An 18,650-nucleotide genomic window follows, 5' to 3' on the forward strand; every position below is an offset into this window, starting at 1 on the left:
GGTTCCGAGCTATTTGCCGAATGCACGGCTGGACGGACAAGGGGACGTGGTGGAGGCCTGGACGGGTCGATGGCGGGCGGAATCGGGCTTCTCGGCGCCCCTGCCACCCTGGGACGGGCCGGCCACGCTGGTGGTGGTCTTCGGTTCCGGAGCCGTGATGGACGCCGCCGCCGAGCCCCCTGGGGCGGACGGACCGCACGGGCCGCTGGCCGAGGTGGTCGCCGCCTACCCGCGGTCGGTGCTGATCGGCTGCTCGACGGCCGGCGAGATCCTCGGTGAGACGATCGAGGACGGCACCCTGACGATCGCCGTCACCCGGTTCCGCAGCACCCGGCTGACCCTGCTCGAACGCGACATGGGCGGGACCGGTGACTCGTACCTGACCGGGCGCGACCTGGCCGAGGAGATGCTGGCCGCCGACGGCGATCTCAAGGGTGTCCTGGTGCTCTCGGACGGCCTGCTGGCCAACGGGGCCGAACTGGCCCGGGGCCTGAGCGAGGCCTGCCGGGGCCGGGCCCTGGTCATCGGTGGGCTGGCCGGCGACGGGATCCGGTTCGAGCAGACCCGGGTGCTGTCCGGCGGGCGGCCGCGCAGCGGCGTGGTCACGCTGCTGGGCCTGAGCGGACCCGACGTGCGGATCGGGCACGGGGCCGGCGGCGGCTGGAGCATCCTGGGCCCCGAGCGCCGGGTCACCCGCTCGGAGGGCAACGTCCTGCACGAGCTCGACGGCCGGCCCGCCCTCGGCCTCTACCGCAACTACCTGGGCGACCGGATGGGCCCCAACCCCGAGTCGACCCTGCTGTTCCCGCTGTCGGTGCGCACCACCGACGACCCTCGCAGTGCCGTGGTGCGCACCGTGCAGGCCTTCGGCGAGGACGAGCGCAGCATGGTGTTCACCGGGGACATCCCGCAGAACTCGATGGCCCGGTTGATGCGCGCGAACATGGACGAGCTGATCGACGGGGCCGGCGACGCGGTCGAGACCGCCGAACTGGTCGACGGGCTGCCGGTTCTCGCCCTGGTGATCAGCTGCATCGGCCGCCGGGCGGTGCTGGGCCAGCGCACCGAGGACGAACTGGAGACGGTGCTCGCCCGGCTGCCCGGGCACGCGCAGGTCACCGGCTTCTACTCCTACGGGGAGATCTCCCCCACCGGCCCGGGCACCTCCGCCCTGCAGAACCAGACCCTCACCGTCACCACCATCCAGGAACTCACGTCGTGAGCGAGGAGCCCGGCCTGCACCGCCTGCTCACCCGTCAGCTGCGGCGCCTGGAGCTGGACCGCGACCAGTCGCCGCCCCAGCCGGCCTGGGCCCGTCTGCTGTCGGTCGTCTCGGCCACCTACGAGCAGGCCGACAACGACCGGTACCTGCTGGAACGCTCGCTCGAGGTGTCCTCGGCGGAGATGCTGGGGCTGCACAACAGCCTCAGCCGCAAGGCGATGTCGGACGAGCTGACCGGCCTGCCCAACCGGCGGGCCCTGCTGGAGCGCCTGCAGTACCTGGTCGGTTCCCAGGACCCGGACGGGCCCGCGGTGGCCGTGCTGTTCATCGACCTGGACGGGTTCAAGCTGGTGAACGACAGCCTGGGCCACGACGCCGGGGACGAACTGCTGGTGCTGACCGCCGACCGGCTGCAGGCGGTGTGCCGCGACGGCGACGTGGTCGCCCGCCTGGGCGGTGACGAGTTCATCGTGGCCGGCCGCTTCGACGGCGTCGGCCAGGCCCAGGCCTTGGCCGAGCGGATCGCCGCCGAGCTCCAGAGACCGCTGCTGGTGCGCAATCACGAGGTCACCGTCGGCGCCAGCATCGGTGTGGCGCTGGCCGACGACGACGGTTCCGGCCCGGCCACCGAGGCCGTGCTGCAGCGGGCCGACCTGGCCATGTACGCGGCCAAGCAGGGCGGCCGCTCGCGGATGAGCGTGTTCGACCCCAAGATGCAGCTGGAGGCCGACCGCAGCCTGCAGCTGCTCGCCCAGCTGCGCACCGCCGTGGCGGAGGGCGACCTGGACCTGCGCTACCGGCCCGTGGTGGACCTGGGTCAGGCCGACCCGCAGCGGCTGCTGGGTGCCCAGGCGGTGCTGAGCTGGCGGCCGCCGGAGTCGACCGCGCCGATCACCGGCGGGGAGATCCGGCCGATCGCCGAGAAGTACCGGCTGATGGCCGATCTGGACACCTGGATGCTGCGCGAGGCCTGCCGGCAGGGCGCCCGCGGCCCCGAGGGCGCGGTCTGGGTGAACGTGTCGCTGCAGACCTTCACCTCGCTGGACGTCGTCGGGGTGGTGCGGGACTGCCTGCAGCACAACGGTCTTGCTCCCGGCCGGCTGTGGATCCAGCTCGCCGAGGAGGTCTTCATGAGCACCAGCACCCCGGTCACCGCGAACCTGGCCGGGCTGCGCGAGCTCGGGGTCGGCCTGGGCATGGACGGTCTGGGTTCCGGCCTGTGCGCCCTGACCCGGCTGCGCGGCGTGCCGCAGATGGTACTCAAGCTCGATCCGGCGCTCGTGGCCGACCTGGACCGCCACGAGGCCGGGGCCGCGATCGCCGGTGCAGCGATCTCGATGGGGCACGCGCTGGGGCACCTGGTCGTGGCCGACGGAGTGGAACGCCGTTCCCAGGCGGACCTTCTGCGGGCAGTGGGCTGCGACGCCGGGCAGGGTGCGTGGTTCGGCCCGGCGACGGCGGCCGAGGCCCTGGCGACTGCCCGGAGCCAGGTCGTGTCCTAGTCGGAGGTGTCCCGCCGCAGCCGCTTGACGTTGCCCCGCCGCTTCTTCTGGGCGATGCGCCGTTCCTGCGAGCCCCGGGTGGCCCGGGTCGCCCGCCGGGCCCGGGGCGGCGGGGCGATCGCGGCCGCGACGATCTCGGCCAGGCGACGCTCTGCGGTCTCCCGGTTCTGCAGCTGCGAGCGCTGCTCCGAGGCAGTCACCTGCAGCACCCCGTCGACCAGGCGAGGGCCCAGGCGCTCGAGCAGCCGCTCGCGCTGCGGCCCGGTGAGGGCCTCGCTGGCCGCCGCGTGCCAGCTCAGCTGCACCCGGCTGTCGGCCGTGTTCACGCCCTGACCACCCGGCCCCGAGGAACGGGAGAAACGCCACCGCAGCTCCGCCTCGGGGATGCTGACGGCGGCGTTCACCCGCACCGGACCGGCCATCGGACGGATCAGAGCGCAGACGACGAGGGGGCGGAGCGCCGCAGCTCGTCGAGCAGCAGCGCGACCAGCGCCTCGAGCTGGACGTTGACCGCCCCCTCGTCGTCGGCGTCGGAGCCGTCGAGGGCCCGGGCGGCCAGCCCGGCCTTGCTGTCGATCAGGGCGGCGATGCGGGCGTCGATGGTCTGCGCCGCGATCACCCGCCAGGCGGTGACCGGCTCGGTCTGCCCGATCCGGTGGCTGCGGTCGATCGCCTGGGTCTGCTCGGCGTCGGTCCAGGACAGCTCGGCCAGCACGATGTTGGAGGCCACCTGCAGGTTCAGCCCGACCCCGGCGGCGGTGAGCGAGCAGATCGCCACCGCCACGTCCGGGTCCTTCACGAAGGCGTCGATGTTCCGCTGCCGCACCGTGGGGGTCTGGTCTCCGCGGATCGAGGCGGTCTGCACGCCCTGGCGGGCCAGGGCCTCCTCGGCCGCGTCCATCACGTCGACGTGCTTGGCGAAGAACACCACCTTGCCCGCGCTGCGGGCCAGCTGGGCGGCGTAGTCGGCGGCCAGGCCGGCCTTGGCCTGCCCGATCCGCCGCATCATGCTGAACACGTTCTCGCCGGTCCGGGTGGTGGCGTCCTTCAGCTCGGCCCGGGCGACCCGGCGCACCAGGTCGTGGTCGATGCCGTCGCTGCCCTCCTCGAAGGTGACCATCTCGCGGGCGGCCAGCGCGGACCGGTAGCCGGACACCATCCGCAGGGCCAGGTCGCGCTCGGCCGCGCGGACCGAGCGGCCGGCCGCGCCCTCCAGCTCGACCGGCAGGTCGGCGATGCGGCGGGCCGGGATGTCGGCGGCCACGTCGACCTTGCGGCGGCGCACGATGCCGCGCTCGATCACGCACTGCCGGGCCGCCGGGTAGAAGCCCGGGTCGGACGGGTCGAACCCGGTCTCCTCGAGCGCGTCCATCAGCTCACCGAGCGGCTTCTTGTCGTCGATCCAGCCCAGGAACTGCCAGATCGCCCGGAAGTCGTCGATGTCGTTGATCAGCGGGGTACCGGTGAGGGCCATCAGCAGCGGCCGGGTGCGGCCCGCGCGCAGCCGCTCGGACAGGTGCAGCACGTGCTGCGAGCGCTGGGAGGTCTTGTTCTTGATGAAGTGGGCCTCGTCGACCACCATCGCGCCGAAGCCGAAGTCGGCCAGCCAGCCCACGTGCCGGTCGAGGATCTCGTAGTTGACGATCACGATGTCGGCGAAGCCGTTGACCGACTTGCCGTCGCCGTGCACCACGGTGGCGAGGCGGTTCGGCGTCCAGCGGGCGGCCTCGCGGGCCCAGTTGGTCTTGACCACGTTGGGCACCACGACCAGCAGCGGGAACGCCCCGGCGGCCTCGGCGGCCAGCAGGGCCTGCGCGGTCTTGCCCAGGCCGGGCTCGTCGGCCAGCAGGAACGTGCGGTGCCCGGCCGCGGCGGCGGCGACCAGCCGGCGCTGGTGCGGCATCAGCTCGGCGCCCATCGGCAGCCCGGTGCCCATCGGCAGCGACATGCAGGCCGGGGCTCCCCCGCCGGCCCGCTCGAACGAGCTGAACAGCGGGCCGAGCAGCTCCCAGCCGGCCAGGCGGTGGGCCGGGGCGGCGGTGGGCTGGGCGGCGGAGAAGTCGGGGGCCAGGAACGGGTTGGCCAGCTTGCGGGTGACCACCGAGCGGGGCACGACACCGGCCGGCGGTCCGGCCGGGGCGGCCGGGGTGGAGGGGGCCGCGGTGGGGGCGGCCCGTTCGGCCTTGACCTCGAGACCGGCGGCCTTGAGCAGGTCGCGCCGGATCGCCCGGGCCCCCTCGGAGAGCGCCACGTCCTCGGCCAGCAGGGGCAGGAACCCGGAGTCCTGCACGGCGGTGGTGGCCAGGACGGTGGCCAGGCCGTCGAGGCGTTTGAGCCGCTCGGCCGAGCGGGCGCCGTCGGCCGCGGCCCGGACCCGGGCCCGTTCCTCGCGCAGCAGCGCCGCGACGGCCTGGAACTTGCTGCGCACGGCCGGGGTGACCTGGCCGCGCTGGACGGCCTGCTCGATCTCCCGGGCGGCCACGGCCAGCACGGCGAGCACGTCGCCGCGCTGGCGGGGCCGCGCCGGGGCGGACCGGCCCTGGTTGCGCGGGGCCGGCTGACGCCGCCCGGTTCCCCGGCGACCAGTTCCGCGCTGGCCTGGTGGGACCACTGACTCCTCCTACAACACCCTGCTCGATCACGGGCCGGTTCGCGGCCGGACGGCCGCACCTGACCCGCCACCTGACTCGCCACCTGACTCGCCGCACGAACGGCGATGCCCGATGACCACTGACTTCCACCGGGTCCCGGTACCGACCGGGACGACCGTGCGGAACACACGCCGGGCCCCGGTGGGCACGACGTGATCGGCGCCGACCGGGCTCGCCCCTCACGAGCCCTTCGAACCTCGGCGGCGACACCGGAGTGACGCCGCAGTGAAACTGGCAGTGACCCCGCGGTGACAGCGCGGTGACTCTGCGACAACGCCGCGACCACATCTGCGGTGACGGCCGGCGCCCGGGCCGACCGCGACCGGCTCCGGTCTCGCGGCAGGCGCCCCGACCATAGTAGTCGCGGAGTAGAGCATGTCATTCCCACCCGTCTCCGGGCGAGTCAGAAACCCCAGTGATCGGCTGGCGGCAGCGAAGATCCTCGCCCTCGAACGGCCGGCCTCAGACCTGGCCCACGCCCACCTCGGGCTCGGCCCCGGCCACGTCCACCCGAGAGCGCAGCTGCGGCAACCAGTTCCGCAGCCTGCCCCGCATCGCCCGGAAACCGGGCACCCGGGGAGGCTGGAGATTCCAGGCCGGCGCGTCCTCAGGGCCCTGCTCCGGTACCACGACCAGTTCTGGGGTCAGGTCCAGAACCAGGTCCGGCGGCGATGCCGAGGCCTCCACCGCCGGGAGCTCGGGCCAGGCCAGCCGGGAGCGCCAGACCGTGCTGTGCACACACTCCTCGGCGGTGGCCCGGACCAGGAACAGGTAGGCCGGCTCGGGCACCTGCCCCGGGCCCAGCCCGTCGACGAAGGAGGTGAACGACTTGGCCAGCGCCATGAACGCGGCCACCTGGGCCGCCCCGTCCAGCACCGGCACCCGGCCCTGGACCAGCTCCACGGCTCGCGGCAGGTGCTCGGCGGCGCCTTCGAGGATCCGGTTGACCAGGGCCTGCTCCAGACCGGGAACGGACTCGCGGCGCATCACGTCGCCCAGCGCACCGGCGATCCGCAGCAGGGCCTCGCTGTGCTGCTCCTTGACCGAGGGCAGGGGCAGCTCGCCCTGCACCATCTGGTCGTGCTGAGCACGCCGCTGCGGATCGTGCAGAGTCTCGTAGGCCTGGCTGACCCGGGTCATGGCCGCGACCGCGCGGGCCTTGGCCGCCGCCCCGGAACGCCGGTCCGGGTGCAACGCCCGGGCCAGGCGACGGTACTGGCGGCGGATCGCGCCGCGGTCGGCCGAGGGGGTCACCCCCAGCACGTCGTAGTAGTTCTCCATGTCACCGACGACTCCAGTCGAATGCCGCCGGTCCCCGCCGATCAGAGAAGCAGGAGAGCGGCCTGCCGAACACTCACGGTTGTACTGTCGCCGCCGATCCGGGTTTCGTCATAGCGCGAACGGGTGTTCCGGTGACCCTCGGGCTACCACGCGCCCCCGAGGTGTCCGCCCTCATGGAGGAGATTTACCCATTCGCAACACCCACGCCTCGCCGTGGCAAGCGCCACGCAGTTTCTTTTCCGGAAACAACGTTCAGGCGCAGGAGAACGCGGAGAATCCCATGGACACTGGAACAACAGCTCTCATGCTGTGCTGCATCATCGGGCTCACCCTGATGATCCCCGGCCTGGCCCTCTTCTACGGCGGCATGGTCAGCGTCAAGAGCTCGGTGAACATGATGATGATGACCTACGGGGCGGTCGCCGTCGTCGGCATCCTCTGGTTCGTCTTCGGTTTCTCGCTGGTCTTCGGCGACTCGATCGGCGGCCTGCTGGGCAACCCGGGCGACTTCTTCGGCAGCGGTGGCCTCTACAGCGGCGACGGCTCCACCCAGCAGACCTCGGTCAACGGTCTGTCCATCCTGCTCTTCTCGCTCTTCCAGGCCCTTTTCGCCTGCATCACGGTGGCCCTGATCTCCGGGGCGGCGGCCGACCGGATGAAGTTCGGCGCCTGGATGGTCTTCGCCGCGGTCTGGGCCGTGGTGGTCTACTTCCCGGTGGCGCACTGGGTGTTCTCGTTCGACGGCACGGTCTCCGAGAGCGGCGGCTGGATCGCCAACAGCCTCAAGGCGCTGGACTTCGCCGGCGGTACCGCGGTGCACATCAACGCCGGTGCGGCCGCCCTCGCCCTGGCCATCGTGCTGGGCAAGTCGCGCAGCTTCGGCCAGGGCCCCAAGCCGCACAGCGTCCCCCTGACCCTGCTGGGCGCCGGCCTGCTCTGGGCCGGCTGGTACGCCTTCAACGGTGGTTCCTGGCTGTCCGCCTCCGACGGCGCCGGCTTCGCCATGGTCACCTCGTTCCTGGCCACCTGCGCGGCGGTGCTGGCCTGGCTGGCGGTGGAGAAGCTGCGCAGCGGTCACGTCAGCGGCATCGGCGCGGCCTCCGGGGCGATCGCCGGCCTGGTCGCGATCACCCCGGCCTGCGGTGACGTCACCCCGATGGGCGCGATCCTGGTCGGCCTGGTCGCCGGGGCGGTGTGCCCGCTGGCGGTCGGCCTGAAAGAGCGCTTCGGCTACGACGACACGCTCGACGTGGTGGGTGTGCACCTGGTCGGCGGCCTGATCGGCACCCTGATGATCGGCCTGGTCGGCTCGGCCGACTCGGTGCAGGGCGTGGACGGCCTGCTCTACGGGGGCGGGGTGGACCAGCTCTGGCGCCAGTTCGTCGCGGCCGCCGCGGTTCTGCTGTACTCGTTCGCCGTCTCGCTGGCCATCGCCCTGGTGCTGAAGGCGACCATGGGCCTGCGGATCCCGCCGGAGGCCGAGGAGCAGGGCATCGACGCCACCCTGCACCGCGACCCGGCCTACGAACTGGTCTGAACCGCACCGGGATCCGGCGCCTCCCCCCTCGGGCGGGAGGCGCCGGATCAGGCTGCGCCGGGCGCGCTCAGCAACGTGGTGACCGACCGCGCGGCCAGCATCGCCACCTCGACCGGGTTGCGGGAGTCCAGTTCGTCGGAGAGCACCTCGACGGCGAGCGGGAGGTCGACCCCGATCTGACCGAGAACGCCCAGGAACCCGGGCAGGTCGACCACCCCGGCCCCGGGCAGGAGACGGTGGTGGCGCCCTTCCTGCCGCAGGTCGGCGTGCGGGGTGGCGTCCGCGTCGCACAGCTGCACGGCCAGCACCTCGGAGGCCGAGAGCGTACGCAGCTCCTCCAGAGTGCCGCCGGAGCGGTGCCAGTGCCAGGCGTCCAGCATCAGCCCGGCGTTTCCGGATCCGGCCTGTGCCAGCAGTTCTCGCGCCTTCTCGAGGCTGGGCAGGGCGCTGTACGGCATGAACTCCAGCGCGATCCGCACGCCGTGGTCGGCCGCGCGGGTGCACAACCGCCGGAACTGCCGCTGCTGCACCTCGAACGGGACGTCGGCGAACAGGCCCACGTTGATCTGCGGTACGTGCAGCAGGTCGGCCAGGTAGAAGAGCAGGTCCTCCTCCAGCCGCACGCCCCGCACGTCGGCGTCCCGCCACCAGTCGGTCAGGAACTCCAGCTCGACCACCCGTAGGTCGTGCCGCTCGACGTAGTCGGCCAGCTGTTCCTCGGAGAACTCCGAGCGCCGGGCGTCCAGGTAGTCCACCGCGCCCAGGCCGATCCCGCTGAACCCGGCCGCGGCCGCCGCCACGACCCGGTCCGAGAACGACGCGTAGCGCAGAGTCATCGCCGACAGGTGCAGATCCACGGCGGCGGGGCGGACCGGGACACGACGACGGGTGGGCCACGGGCCGGGGGTGTCGATCATTCCCCCACCCTACGAACCCGTCCGGGTCAGCGAGTCAGGCCCGGGGCAGGCCCCACAACCGGGCGTACTGCGCCCCGGCCTTCGGATTGGCCTCGAAGTCGCTGCGCAGGTAGGGCTCGCGATCGTGGAAGTAGGTGTCCAGCAACACTTCTCCGCCCCGCTCGACGTGCGAGCGGAGGAACTTGTGCATCTCGGTGATGTAGCGCGGGTTGTCCCCGCCGCGGTGGCCTTCCCACTGTGTGCCGTTGGCCACACCCCACTCCGGCAGGGCCAGCGGGACCCGGCGCTCCAGGGCGAAGTCGGACCACCAGCGCAGCCCGTGCCGGCCGTTCCAGTGCGCGGCCACCCAGGCGTCGGTGGTGTACGGCTCGTAGCAGTCGTAGGCGTCCACGCCGACCCAGGCCATGTGCTCCGCCATCCAGACCCGCTCGGCCCAGTCCGGCCGCATCCCGGTCTGCGAGCCCCCGATGTTCGCGTTCAGCCCGACCACGGCCCGCTCGCCCATCTCGGCCCGGAACACGCCCGCGTACTCGGCGAAGCGCTCACGCCACTGCGGCAGCGTCTGCTCGGACAGGAACCACGGCCAGTCGTCGAGATTGAACTCCCAGCCGAGCCGGATCACGCAGACCCGGCCGTCGGCGTTCAGCGCCTTGGCCATCTGCTGCAGCGGCCCGGCCAGCTCGTCGGCCAGCGAACCGCCGTCGTACGTCATCGGCACCCCGACGCTGATCGTGTCGCCGAGGTCGGACGGCGGCAGCCACCACATGTCGGCCAGCCCGGCCGGCCCGCCGTCGCGGGTCGGGAAGGCGGCGAAGTGCCCGACCGGGCGCCCCCGCTGCTCGCCGAACGCGCGGGCCTCCTCGACCGAGTGGCCGGTGGTGTGCACCCCGGAGGACCAGGTGATCAGATCCGGCGCCACGGGTTCCTCCTCGGGTACGGGTGCCGGGCGCACCGGCCGGGCCCCGCCCAGTCTGCTGACCAGCGTCTTCCACCAGCGCACGAGCAGCCGCCAGATCATCGTCCCCAACCCCTCGGGCTCGCCTCGGACCGCCGGCACCGCCCGACGATCGTGACAGAAGGGATCATCGGCATCAACCACCCACGACCGGGGGCTACCCATGGTGACCACGGACGTCTTCAGGCAAGGACTCCTTGATCGACTGACAGGACGATCTTGAGGTTCAGAGACAGCAGGTTTCGCCGAAGTCCGTCGTTGTCACCGAGGATCGCCCCGGTATCACGCTGCGTCAGGGCAGTACGACGAAAGTCGTACTCCTTCTCATCCTTTAGTTGACACCGCGCTATCCCTATCCGGCCTAGGGTCCTGCGCATGCTCGAAACCCCACCCCCTCACGACTGCAAGGGGCTCGAGATCCTGGCTCTGGGTGAGATCACCATTGCCGTTCTCGTGACCGGTGCGCTCTTCGCCGGGGCACCTCTGCTGCTGGTCGTGCTCACCTTCTTCGCCGCCCACGCACTCTGGATCGGCGCCGTACAGCTCCGGCGCGCCGCACTGCGGCCGGCCCAGAAGCAGACCCCGACGATCTCGTGAACCACACGGCCTGATCAACGAATAACCCGTTGCCCGGTTCCCCACCGTCGGCAACAGTGACGGGCACAACTCACCGCTCCCCGTCGAGGAAGTCCCGTGCCCGTCTCCATCCCAGACCAGGCCACCGTCACCGTCTTTGCCTCACCCCGCAGCTGGATCGAGACCCCGGCCCTCGACCAGTGCCACCAGGTCGCCGGGCTGCCCGGCATGCTCCACGTCGCCGGCATGCCCGACCTGCACCCCGGCAAGGGCGCGCCGATCGGCGCCGCCATGTCGTCCACCGTGCTCTACCCCCACCTGGTGGGCGGCGACATCGGCTGCGGCATCGCGGTCTTTCCGGTCCACGTGCGCAAGCTCGCCCCCGAACGGCTGGCCCGGCGCTTCCCCGATCTCGACCAGAGCGTCGAACCGCCGCCCGAGGCACTCGAAGAGATCCGGACCATGGACGCTCTTGGTCACCTCGATCGGCTGGAAGGCTTCGGAACGGTCGGCCGGGGGAACCATTTCGTCGAGCTCGCCCGGGTGGACCGGATCCAGGCCCCCGACCACGCCGCCCGGCTCGGCCTCGAGCCGCGCGACCTGGTGCTCATCGTGCACAGCGGGTCCCGCGGCCTCGGCGAGCGGATCCTGCGCTCGCACACCGACGAACACGGCGCCGGCCCGGCCGCTTCCCCCGAGCAGTACCTGGCCGCCCACGACGCAGCCGTGCGCTGGGCCGTACTGAACCGGCGGACCATCGCCACCCGCGTGGCCGACGCGATCGGCGCCCGCCTCGACGAACCCGTCGTCGACGTCTGCCACAACCTGGTCGAACTGCGTGACGGCAGCTACCTGCACCGCAAGGGCGCCGCCCCCGGCGACGGCGGCGACGTGCTGGTCGCCGGTACCCGGGGCACGCCTTCCGCCCTGGTCGCCACCCACTCCCCGGCCGAGGCCAACTTCTCGGTGGCGCACGGCGCCGGCCGCAAGATGTCCCGCTCCGACGCCCTGCGCCGCAACCAGGCCAAGCACACCGTGGCCGAGTTGCGCCGCACCGCAGTGGGTTCGATCGTGGTCTGCGGCGACCGCCAGCTCCTGTTCGAGGAGGCCCCGGCCGCCTACAAGCGCATCGAGCAGGTGATCGACGACCTCACCACCCACCACCTGGCCACCCCGGTCGCCACCACCGTCCCGGTGATCACCTACAAGACCCAGGACCCCGCGCAGCGCCCCCGCCGCTGAACCCTCAGCCGGCCGCTCAACCGTCGTAGTGCCGACACCGGCCGGTGAAGACGGTTCCGATCACGGGTTCCAGCACCTCGTCGTAGGCCGGTGTCCCGCGGCCGGAGAGCAGCCCCACCTGGTCGGCCAGCCCGTAGGTGGTGGCCAGGATCCGGGTGACCGCCACATCGGCGGCCGCCTGTTCCGGGACCTCGCCGCACAGCTTCCCGTTCTCCACGGCCGTGCGCAGCCGGGCCGACAGCCGCTCGTCGTTCTCCAGGGCCAGCTGGTGCAGCACCGGCTCCCGCCAGGCCTCGGCCCGCAGCTGCTGGCCCACGCTGTGCTCCTGGCGGCGGGCCTCGTCGACCGGGAGCAGTTCGTGCAGCGCGGTGAGCACCATCGCGCGGATCGGCAGCCGGCTCACCTCACCCGCCGCGACGATCGCCGCCACCCGCTCGTCGCGCTCGGTCAGGAGCGCCTCGAAGGAGAAACGCACCAGCTCGGAGCGGTCGGCGAAGTAGTGCTGGATGGTCCCGACCGACACCCCGGCAGCGGCTGCGGTGCGGGCGTAGGTGGTGGCCCCGAAGCCGTGCTCGGCCACCTGGGCCCGGTGCGCGCGGGCGATCTGCCGGCGCCGTTCCTCATGATCCACAATCCTCGGCACTGGATAATCATACATCCATATGGTTATGGTTTTCATATGGTCATATGGTCAAGAGCTCTTCTGAGCGCCCTGCTCCTCCTGTCCCCGGCAGCCGGCCCACCCCCCACGTCCACCGCCCCAGCCGCGCTGGACACCTACGTCCAAAAGCAGTTGGAAGCCACCGGCGTGCCCGGAGCCGCCTATGCCGTGATCGGGGCCGAGGGACCGCAGCACACAGCCGTTTTCGGCGACGACGGCGACGGCGAGCCGATCACCGCACAGACCCCCTTCCTCTGGGGCTCGGTGTCGAAGCCCGTCACCGCCACACTCGTCGTGCTGCTGGCCCGGGACGGCCTGCTCGACCTCGAAGATCCTGTTGTACAACACGTCCCGAGCTTCCCTGACCCGAGCACCACGATCCGGCAGCTGCTCGACCACACCAGCGGCCTGCCCCGCGGACTGGAACTGACCGACCACTACGGCCCCGGCCGTTCGGCCACCCAGATCGTCGGAGCCCTCGATCAGCAGAGCTTCGGCGAGCGAAAACACTCGTATTCCAGCTTGAACTACGTCGTGCTGGCCGCCGTGGCCGAGTCGGTCACCGGGCAGAGCTTCGGGCGGGCCCTGCAGCAACGACTCCTGGCGCCGGCCGGAATGCACTCGGTACCGGCCGATCCCGAGCAGGCCGAACGCGCGCTGCCACCTGGGCACCGCTACGTTCTCGGTTCGGTCCGGCCCTTCGACAGCCGGGTGGACGCGGCCACCCAGGCGGCCGGCTACCTGACCGGATCCCTCGGTGACCTGGCCGCTTTCGCGAGCACCCAGCTACCCGGCGGCCCCGTCCTGACCGACTCCGAACGAGACCTGCTGCACGCCGAGCAGGTCGACGACTACGCCCTGGGCTGGCGCACCACCACGGTCCCGGGCACCGACGAACCAATGGTCTGGCACGGCGGCGCCGCCCCCGGATTCCAGGCCGGAGTCCTGCTGCTCCCCCAGCGCAATCAGGCAGTGGTGCTGCTGCAGAACGCCTACAGCCCCTTCCGCGACGCCCAGCTCATGGACACCTCGATGGGCATCGCATCACTGCTGGCCGGGGCCGAGCCGCAGGTTCACGGCCCCGACCCGCTCTACCGGGTGCTCCTGGCCGTGCTCTCAGTACTGGCCCTGGTGCTCGGAGCCGTCATCGTCCGACTCCTGTTGCGTCGTAACCATCCTCGTTCGAGGTCGATGATCTGGTCCGGCGCTGCCGTCACCACCCTGGCCGTCGGTCTCCTGGCCCTGCCCGGTCAGCTGGGCGTGACCCGCAGCCAGGTCTTCCTCTGGGCCCCCGACGTCAGCGTCCTGCTGCACCTCTGCCTCGGGCTGCTGGCCGTGGTGGCGGTCCTGAGCATCACACTACGGTGGCGGACATGGCGAACGACCGTGAGGCGACCTACCTGAGCACCGGCCCCGACGATGGCCCGGAGGCGCTGCTGGTGCATGGGATCGGCGTCTCCGGCCGCTACTTCGCCCCGCTCACCGGGAACCTGGCCCGCACCCACCGCGTCGTGGTCCCCGACCTGCCCGGCTTCGGCGCCGGCGGCCGCCCCCGCCCGGCCCTGAGCATCACCGAGCAGGCCGAGGCCCTGGAAACGGTCCTGCACCGGACCGGCCTGCAGAACCCGGTGCTGGTCGGGCATTCCATGGGCTGCCAGGTGGTCACCGAGCTCGCGGTGCGCAATCCGGGCCTGGCTGCCGCGGTGGTCCTGATCGGCCCGGTCACCGATCCCGACGCCCCCACCGCCCTCAGGCAGGCCTGGCGCCTGGGCCGCGACACCCTGGGCGAGCCGATGCATCTGAACGCCCTGGTGCTGCGCGACTACCTGCGCGGCGGGCCCCGGTCCTTCTTCGGAACCCTGCCCCACATGCTCGGCTACCCCCTGCCCGAGCGCCTGGCCAAGGTGCTCGTGCCGGTCGTCCTGATCCGGGGCGAGCACGACCCGATCGCCCCCGCCAGATTCCTGCACCGCCTGGCCGAGCAGGTACCCGACGCCGAGGTGCTCGAGATCCCCCACGCCCGTCACCTGGCCATGGCCGCGCATCCGGAGCCGGTGGCCGCCGTCTGCCGCCGCCTCACCTGAGTCGGCACCCGGCGGAATGCCGACGGGGGCTGCCGAGTTCCCCCGTCGTGCGCTTCACCGGGACGCGACCTGAGCAGATCATTCAAAAGGGTGACAAATGGGCCTGATCCACTGGGTGTTCGACGCCCAGCTGTCCATCGGCAACCAGACCATTCTCTGGCGTGAGGTCATCGGCAACCTCTTCGGTCTGCTCAGCGCGCTCGGCGGGATGCGCCGCCGGGTCTGGGCCTGGCCGGTCGGCATCGTCGGCAACGTGCTGCTGCTGACCGTCTTCCTCGGCGTCGCCTTCGGCACCCCGAACCCGGTGAACCTGCTCGGCCAGGCCGGGCGGCAGATCATGTTCATCGCGGTCTCGGCCTACGGCTGGTGGCGCTGGACCCACCGCCCCAGCGCACAGAGCGAGGTGGTCGAGCCGAGCTGGGCCTCCGGGCGCACCCGGCTCCTGCTGGTCGCCGCGATGATCGGCGGCACGCTGGCACTGACCCCGGTGTTCCGGGCGCTCGGCTCGTACGAGCCGGTCTGGAGCGACGCCTGGATCTTCGTCGGCTCGATCCTGGCCACCTACGGCATGGCCAAGGGCTGGACCGAGTTCTGGCTGATCTGGGTGGCCGTCGACATCGTCGGGGTGCCGCTGCTGTTCTCGGCCGGCTACTACGCCTCCGGCCTGATGTACGCCTTCTACGGGGTGTTCACCCTGGCCGGCTTCTTCGTCTGGAAGCGGCGCAACGCGGTCCTGCGGCCCACCCTGGAGACCGTGGGCGCCTGACGGTTCTTGACCAGGACATACCCCTGACGCAGCACCCGGATAACACCCGGCCGGGCAGCATCGCGTGGTTCGCTGCCCGTTTCTTCAGGCGCGAAGGGAGTGTCAGGGTCACAACAGGAACCGGGAATGGCGACGCAGACGATCGGGAACGGTCCGGCCACGCTGGACGAGGAGCACGAGGACGAGCAGGACCGCGGCAGGCGCATCCCCTGGCTCAGGAACCGGCTCCGGGCCCGGCTCCGGCCGGGGCCCACGGCCCGGGCCGTGAGCCTGTGGGCCGCGGTGGCCTGGATCGTGCTCACCCTGGCCCTGCTGCCGGTCACCCGCCCCGCCGTCACCTCGTTCGGGCAGGTCTACCTGCTGTTCGTTCTCGGGTTCCTGGTCATGGTCACCCGCACCCTGCGCTGGGCCCACCTGTCCGGCCTGTTCGCGGCTTGCCTGGTCTGGGCCTTCGCGGCCGCCGGGCTCGGCGCAGCCCTGCTGCCCCACGCCGGCACGGTGGCCACCGAACTCACCGGTGCGGCGCTCGGCCAGTCGGTGCTCACGCTGGCGCCGGTGCTCGTCATCGCCCTGAGCCGCCCCGAACGTCTGCGCGCCTTCGCCGTCAGTGACTGGCTCCTCGTCGGTCTCGCCGGCGGCCTGGCCTTCCTGGCCGCCCAACGCACCGTGCTGGGACTCTGGTTCTCCCCCGCAGTCGCCCACCCCGTCCAGGTGTGGACGCCCTTGGTCACCACCGCGGTCGGCCTCGCCATTGCGGGGTGGCGGCGCGCGGCGCGCCTCGACGGCGCGAGCGCCGTCCTGCTGCGCGCAGTTTCGCTGGTGTCACCGGTTCTGTTGTGGTGGCCCACGGTTCTGGCACCAACAAAGGACGTCGGTGCCGCCTCACCGGCGCTGGTGCCGGAATGGCTCCGGCTGGGTTCGGGGACGCTGGAGTCGTTGCCCCTGGTGCCGATCCTGGTGGTCGCCAGCGGGCTGGCCGCACTGGCCGCACTGCTGACCGACGCCCGGCACCTGCTCGCCGTCGACGAGCAGCGCAACGACCTGACCATCCTGCCCACGCCCTGGTCGGCCGCCCGATGGACGAAGAACTGGGCCGCGCGCGTGTCCACGGAGCCGGTCCGGGTGCGCCCGCCGGCCACCCAGCCCGCCGCCGAAGGCGGACACCCCGGCACCAATGACACCGCTGACACCGCTGACACCGTCGGCACCGCTGGCACCGTCGGCCGGATGACTCCAGACGCATTGACCTCGCCGACTCCCTCAACCGCCTGGCCCACCGTCACTCCCCCCAGTGCCTGGCCCGCCGCCTCGTCCCCGAAAGACCCGGCGCCCCCTACCTCGCAGCCGACTGATGCCTCAAAACTCACCCCTCCCGGCCAGCCGACGTCGCCCGCCGGTCTGCCCGAACCACCGGAAGCGAAAGACAGCGAGGAAGACGACGACCGCGACCGGGCGCGGCATCGCGCCGCAGGGGGCTCCGGTTCGCGCGGCTCAGGTGTGAAGGCCGTGGCCCGCGAAAGCCTGGCCGTGAGCAAGTGGCTGCTGGCCCGGCTCTGGCGCGCCCTGACGGTCGACGTGTGCGCCCTGGCGGCCTACGCGGCACGCGACAAGATGGTCATCCTGGCGGCGCACGCCGGAGTGAGCGGGGAATCGCGCCTGACCCGGCTGGTGCGCGGGCGGGCGGCGATGGAGATGGCCCGGCACGCGCGGCTGGAGGCCCACGCCCGGCGAAGCGGCCCGGCCCGCCGGTCCCAGCTCATCGTCTGGCGGGTCAGCTCCGGGCTCCTGCTCGTCCTGCTGGCCGCTGCGCTCTGGCTGGCCTACTCAGCGGTGCCCGCCGATGTCCGGGCCACCACGTCGCTGTGGCTCACCGGTCTCCTGGCCGAGCTGGGCGGTTGGTGGGCCGGGATGACGGTGCTCGAGCAGGTGCTCCTGGTCGGCACAGGCGTGGCGCTGATGCTGCTGTCGACCGGCTACCTGGGCCAGGGGTACGCGGTCTCCGGAGCCGCATCCTTCCTCTCCTGGCACGGCTACGGGGCCGGAACTTTCGTGCGTGATCCCCGCGCGGCCCTGGGCACCTACCTGCGCTCGGCCCCTCCCGCAGCCTTGCTGGCCGACGCGGCCGAGCTGAGCCTGACCTTCACCCCGGTGACCTTCGCCGGTGCCGTCGAGGGCCGGGCCCTGCGGCGCACCTGCGAGAACTACCTGCACACCTTCCAGCTGGGCGGAGCCGGGGTGCCCACCAAGGCCGAGGTGTTCGCCGAGTTCACCGCGCGCGCCATCCCGCCCGCCGGTTTCCACGACGTGGTGCTCCAGACCGACCTGAGCAGCAGTGGCAACGGATTCAACCCCCGCACGGTGGCCAAGCTGATCCTGAACGACACCGACTACGCCGGCGGCCCGATCCGGCTGGTTCCGGGGGCCGTGGGCGGGACGGCGGCCCACGCCGCCCAGGCCCTGGCCGACAAGCTCGGGGTGCCGGTGATGGCCCCCGACGACACGGTCCACGCCTTCGACTCCGGCCGCCTCGTCGTGGGCCCCTCCCCGCTGGTGCCGACCGGGCAGTGGGCCGTCTACCAGCCCCAGGGGCAGCAATGATCATCAGTGAGGCCGGGTTCTTCCGGGAACTGCCCCACGGCCGCCCCGACGGGCCGAGCCTGCACGAGGCCCTGGCCACGGGCCGGCGCGAGCCGGTGGGCGCGAAGAAGGAGATGCTGCTCGACTACCTGTGGGGCAACACCGTGCTGGCGGCCACCGCGGCGATGTTCGACGACGTACTCGACCCGTCGGTCACCGCCGTGGCGCCGATGGCCGTGGTCACCGACGGCGCCTGGGTCTGGCCCCGCGACCTGGCCCACTACGTGGACAAGTACGACGCCGCCGTGCCGCTGCCGTTCATCCTGCACATCGAGCTGCGCGGCTGGGAGCAGCCGGCCCTGAGCCCGAACGAACTGCTGCAGATCGAGCAGGCCCTGCTGGAGCCGTGAACACAGAACCGCTGCCCCCACAACACCTCGGGTGCAGCGTTCGTGCGTGGGACTGAACCGGCCCTGCCCCCGGCCTGACCCGAGTCTTGGCCACCGGCCGGTACTTCACCACCATGGCTGGAGTCGTCCCCACCCCGATGTGAGGTGCTCCGTGGAAATCCTGATCATCCTGCTCGTGCTCTGGGCCGTGTCCCAGTACTTCAAGTAGGCCGAAACCCACCCCGCCAACGATCTTTACGGGCCGCGGCAGGTTCAGCGCAGCACCTCGC

General features: G+C 71.9%; 16 protein-coding genes. 10 read left to right on the forward strand and 6 right to left on the reverse strand.

Annotation, left to right across the window (positions count from 1 at the left end; all coding sequences use genetic code 11):
* Positions 1–49: 49 nt before the first annotated feature.
* Complete coding sequence (locus QSK18_RS10235) at positions 50–1,222, forward strand: FIST signal transduction protein (protein ID WP_285618158.1); 1,173 nt, start codon at positions 50–52, stop codon at positions 1,220–1,222.
* Entirely contained in the window at positions 1,219–2,724 is a 1,506-nt protein-coding gene (locus QSK18_RS10240; RefSeq protein WP_285618160.1) for a putative bifunctional diguanylate cyclase/phosphodiesterase, read from the forward strand. Before QSK18_RS10235 ends, QSK18_RS10240 begins: the two co-directional genes overlap by 4 nt.
* On the opposite strand, the gene arfB is transcribed toward QSK18_RS10240, so the two are convergent.
* The 3 genes from arfB to QSK18_RS10255 form a co-directional block, all read right to left on the reverse strand.
* Positions 2,721–3,146, reverse strand: coding sequence for an alternative ribosome rescue aminoacyl-tRNA hydrolase ArfB (gene arfB, locus QSK18_RS10245; protein ID WP_352396510.1), 426 nt, complete (start codon positions 3,144–3,146; stop codon positions 2,721–2,723). The genes QSK18_RS10240 and arfB overlap by 4 nt on opposite strands.
* An 8-nt stretch (positions 3,147–3,154) precedes the next feature.
* Positions 3,155–5,335, reverse strand: coding sequence for a DEAD/DEAH box helicase (locus tag QSK18_RS10250; protein WP_285618163.1), 2,181 nt, complete (start codon positions 5,333–5,335; stop codon positions 3,155–3,157).
* A gap of 502 nt (positions 5,336–5,837) precedes the next feature.
* Positions 5,838–6,656, reverse strand: coding sequence for a J domain-containing protein (locus QSK18_RS10255; RefSeq protein ID WP_285618166.1), 819 nt, complete (start codon positions 6,654–6,656; stop codon positions 5,838–5,840).
* A gap of 280 nt (positions 6,657–6,936) precedes the next feature.
* On the opposite strand from QSK18_RS10255, the gene QSK18_RS10260 reads away from it, so the two are divergent.
* Complete coding sequence (locus QSK18_RS10260) at positions 6,937–8,193, forward strand: ammonium transporter (RefSeq protein WP_285618168.1); 1,257 nt, start codon at positions 6,937–6,939, stop codon at positions 8,191–8,193.
* A gap of 47 nt (positions 8,194–8,240) precedes the next feature.
* Here QSK18_RS10260 and QSK18_RS10265 read toward each other — a convergent pair whose 3' ends face one another.
* Together QSK18_RS10265 and QSK18_RS10270 are read right to left on the reverse strand one after the other, a co-directional pair.
* On the reverse strand, positions 8,241–9,110 hold the full coding sequence (locus QSK18_RS10265; protein WP_232812814.1) for a sugar phosphate isomerase/epimerase family protein: 870 nt from the start codon (positions 9,108–9,110) through the stop codon (positions 8,241–8,243).
* 34 nt (positions 9,111–9,144) lie between these two features.
* A complete protein-coding gene (locus tag QSK18_RS10270; RefSeq protein ID WP_285618170.1) occupies positions 9,145–10,167 on the reverse strand; it encodes a glycoside hydrolase family 26 protein in 1,023 nt (340 codons plus the stop codon).
* Positions 10,168–10,440: 273 nt separating this feature from the next.
* Between QSK18_RS10270 and QSK18_RS10275 the strand changes: the two genes are divergently transcribed.
* Both QSK18_RS10275 and QSK18_RS10280 read left to right on the forward strand, forming a co-directional pair.
* On the forward strand, positions 10,441–10,662 hold the full coding sequence (locus tag QSK18_RS10275; RefSeq protein WP_285618172.1) for a hypothetical protein: 222 nt from the start codon (positions 10,441–10,443) through the stop codon (positions 10,660–10,662).
* Positions 10,663–10,758: 96 nt separating this feature from the next.
* Entirely contained in the window at positions 10,759–11,883 is a 1,125-nt protein-coding gene (locus QSK18_RS10280) for an RNA ligase RtcB family protein (RefSeq protein ID WP_232812817.1), read from the forward strand.
* Positions 11,884–11,899: 16 nt separating this feature from the next.
* On the opposite strand, the gene QSK18_RS10285 is transcribed toward QSK18_RS10280, so the two are convergent.
* On the reverse strand, positions 11,900–12,526 hold the full coding sequence (locus QSK18_RS10285) for a TetR/AcrR family transcriptional regulator (protein ID WP_232812818.1): 627 nt from the start codon (positions 12,524–12,526) through the stop codon (positions 11,900–11,902).
* Positions 12,527–12,562: 36 nt separating this feature from the next.
* On the opposite strand from QSK18_RS10285, the gene QSK18_RS10290 reads away from it, so the two are divergent.
* The 5 genes from QSK18_RS10290 to QSK18_RS10310 all read left to right on the forward strand — a co-directional run bounded on the left by QSK18_RS10290 (position 12,563) and on the right by QSK18_RS10310 (position 18,381).
* Positions 12,563–13,948 carry a serine hydrolase domain-containing protein gene (locus QSK18_RS10290; protein WP_285618175.1) on the forward strand — a complete coding sequence of 462 codons (1,386 nt, stop codon included), beginning with the start codon at positions 12,563–12,565 and terminating at the stop codon, positions 13,946–13,948.
* Positions 13,918–14,628 carry an alpha/beta fold hydrolase gene (locus QSK18_RS10295; protein ID WP_285618176.1) on the forward strand — a complete coding sequence of 237 codons (711 nt, stop codon included), beginning with the start codon at positions 13,918–13,920 and terminating at the stop codon, positions 14,626–14,628. Before QSK18_RS10290 ends, QSK18_RS10295 begins: the two co-directional genes overlap by 31 nt.
* A gap of 97 nt (positions 14,629–14,725) precedes the next feature.
* Positions 14,726–15,394 (forward strand): nicotinamide riboside transporter PnuC, encoded by a 669-nt coding sequence (pnuC, locus tag QSK18_RS10300; RefSeq protein WP_285618177.1) that lies wholly within the window; start codon positions 14,726–14,728, stop codon positions 15,392–15,394.
* A gap of 126 nt (positions 15,395–15,520) precedes the next feature.
* A complete protein-coding gene (locus tag QSK18_RS10305) occupies positions 15,521–17,992 on the forward strand; it encodes a DUF8616 domain-containing protein (protein WP_285618179.1) in 2,472 nt (823 codons plus the stop codon).
* Positions 17,989–18,381, forward strand: a complete 393-nt coding sequence (locus QSK18_RS10310; RefSeq protein WP_232812823.1) for a hypothetical protein — start codon at positions 17,989–17,991, stop codon at positions 18,379–18,381. The genes QSK18_RS10305 and QSK18_RS10310 overlap by 4 nt, the downstream gene beginning before the upstream one ends.
* Positions 18,382–18,650 lie beyond the last annotated feature (269 nt).

Origin of the sequence: Kineosporia sp. NBRC 101677 (assembly GCF_030269265.1) — a bacterium.
Taxonomy (GTDB): Bacteria; Actinomycetota; Actinomycetes; order Actinomycetales; family Kineosporiaceae; genus Kineosporia; species Kineosporia rhizophila.

Excerpts from the sequence above, each read along its gene's own strand:
- QSK18_RS10305 (WP_285618179.1), top strand. The coding sequence starts at position 15,521 with ATGGCGACGCAGACGATCGGGAACGGTCCGGCCACGCTGGACGAGGAG.
- QSK18_RS10310 (WP_232812823.1), top strand. The coding sequence starts at position 17,989 with ATGATCATCAGTGAGGCCGGGTTCTTCCGGGAACTGCCCCACGGCCGC.
- pnuC (WP_285618177.1), top strand. The coding sequence starts at position 14,726 with ATGGGCCTGATCCACTGGGTGTTCGACGCCCAGCTGTCCATCGGCAAC.
- QSK18_RS10260 (WP_285618168.1), top strand. The coding sequence starts at position 6,937 with ATGGACACTGGAACAACAGCTCTCATGCTGTGCTGCATCATCGGGCTC.
- QSK18_RS10295 (WP_285618176.1), top strand. The coding sequence starts at position 13,918 with ATGGCGAACGACCGTGAGGCGACCTACCTGAGCACCGGCCCCGACGAT.
- QSK18_RS10290 (WP_285618175.1), top strand. The coding sequence starts at position 12,563 with ATGGTCATATGGTCAAGAGCTCTTCTGAGCGCCCTGCTCCTCCTGTCC.
- QSK18_RS10275 (WP_285618172.1), top strand. The coding sequence starts at position 10,441 with ATGCTCGAAACCCCACCCCCTCACGACTGCAAGGGGCTCGAGATCCTG.
- arfB (WP_352396510.1), bottom strand. The coding sequence starts at position 3,146 with ATGGCCGGTCCGGTGCGGGTGAACGCCGCCGTCAGCATCCCCGAGGCG.
- QSK18_RS10265 (WP_232812814.1), bottom strand. The coding sequence starts at position 9,110 with ATGATCGACACCCCCGGCCCGTGGCCCACCCGTCGTCGTGTCCCGGTC.
- QSK18_RS10255 (WP_285618166.1), bottom strand. The coding sequence starts at position 6,656 with ATGGAGAACTACTACGACGTGCTGGGGGTGACCCCCTCGGCCGACCGC.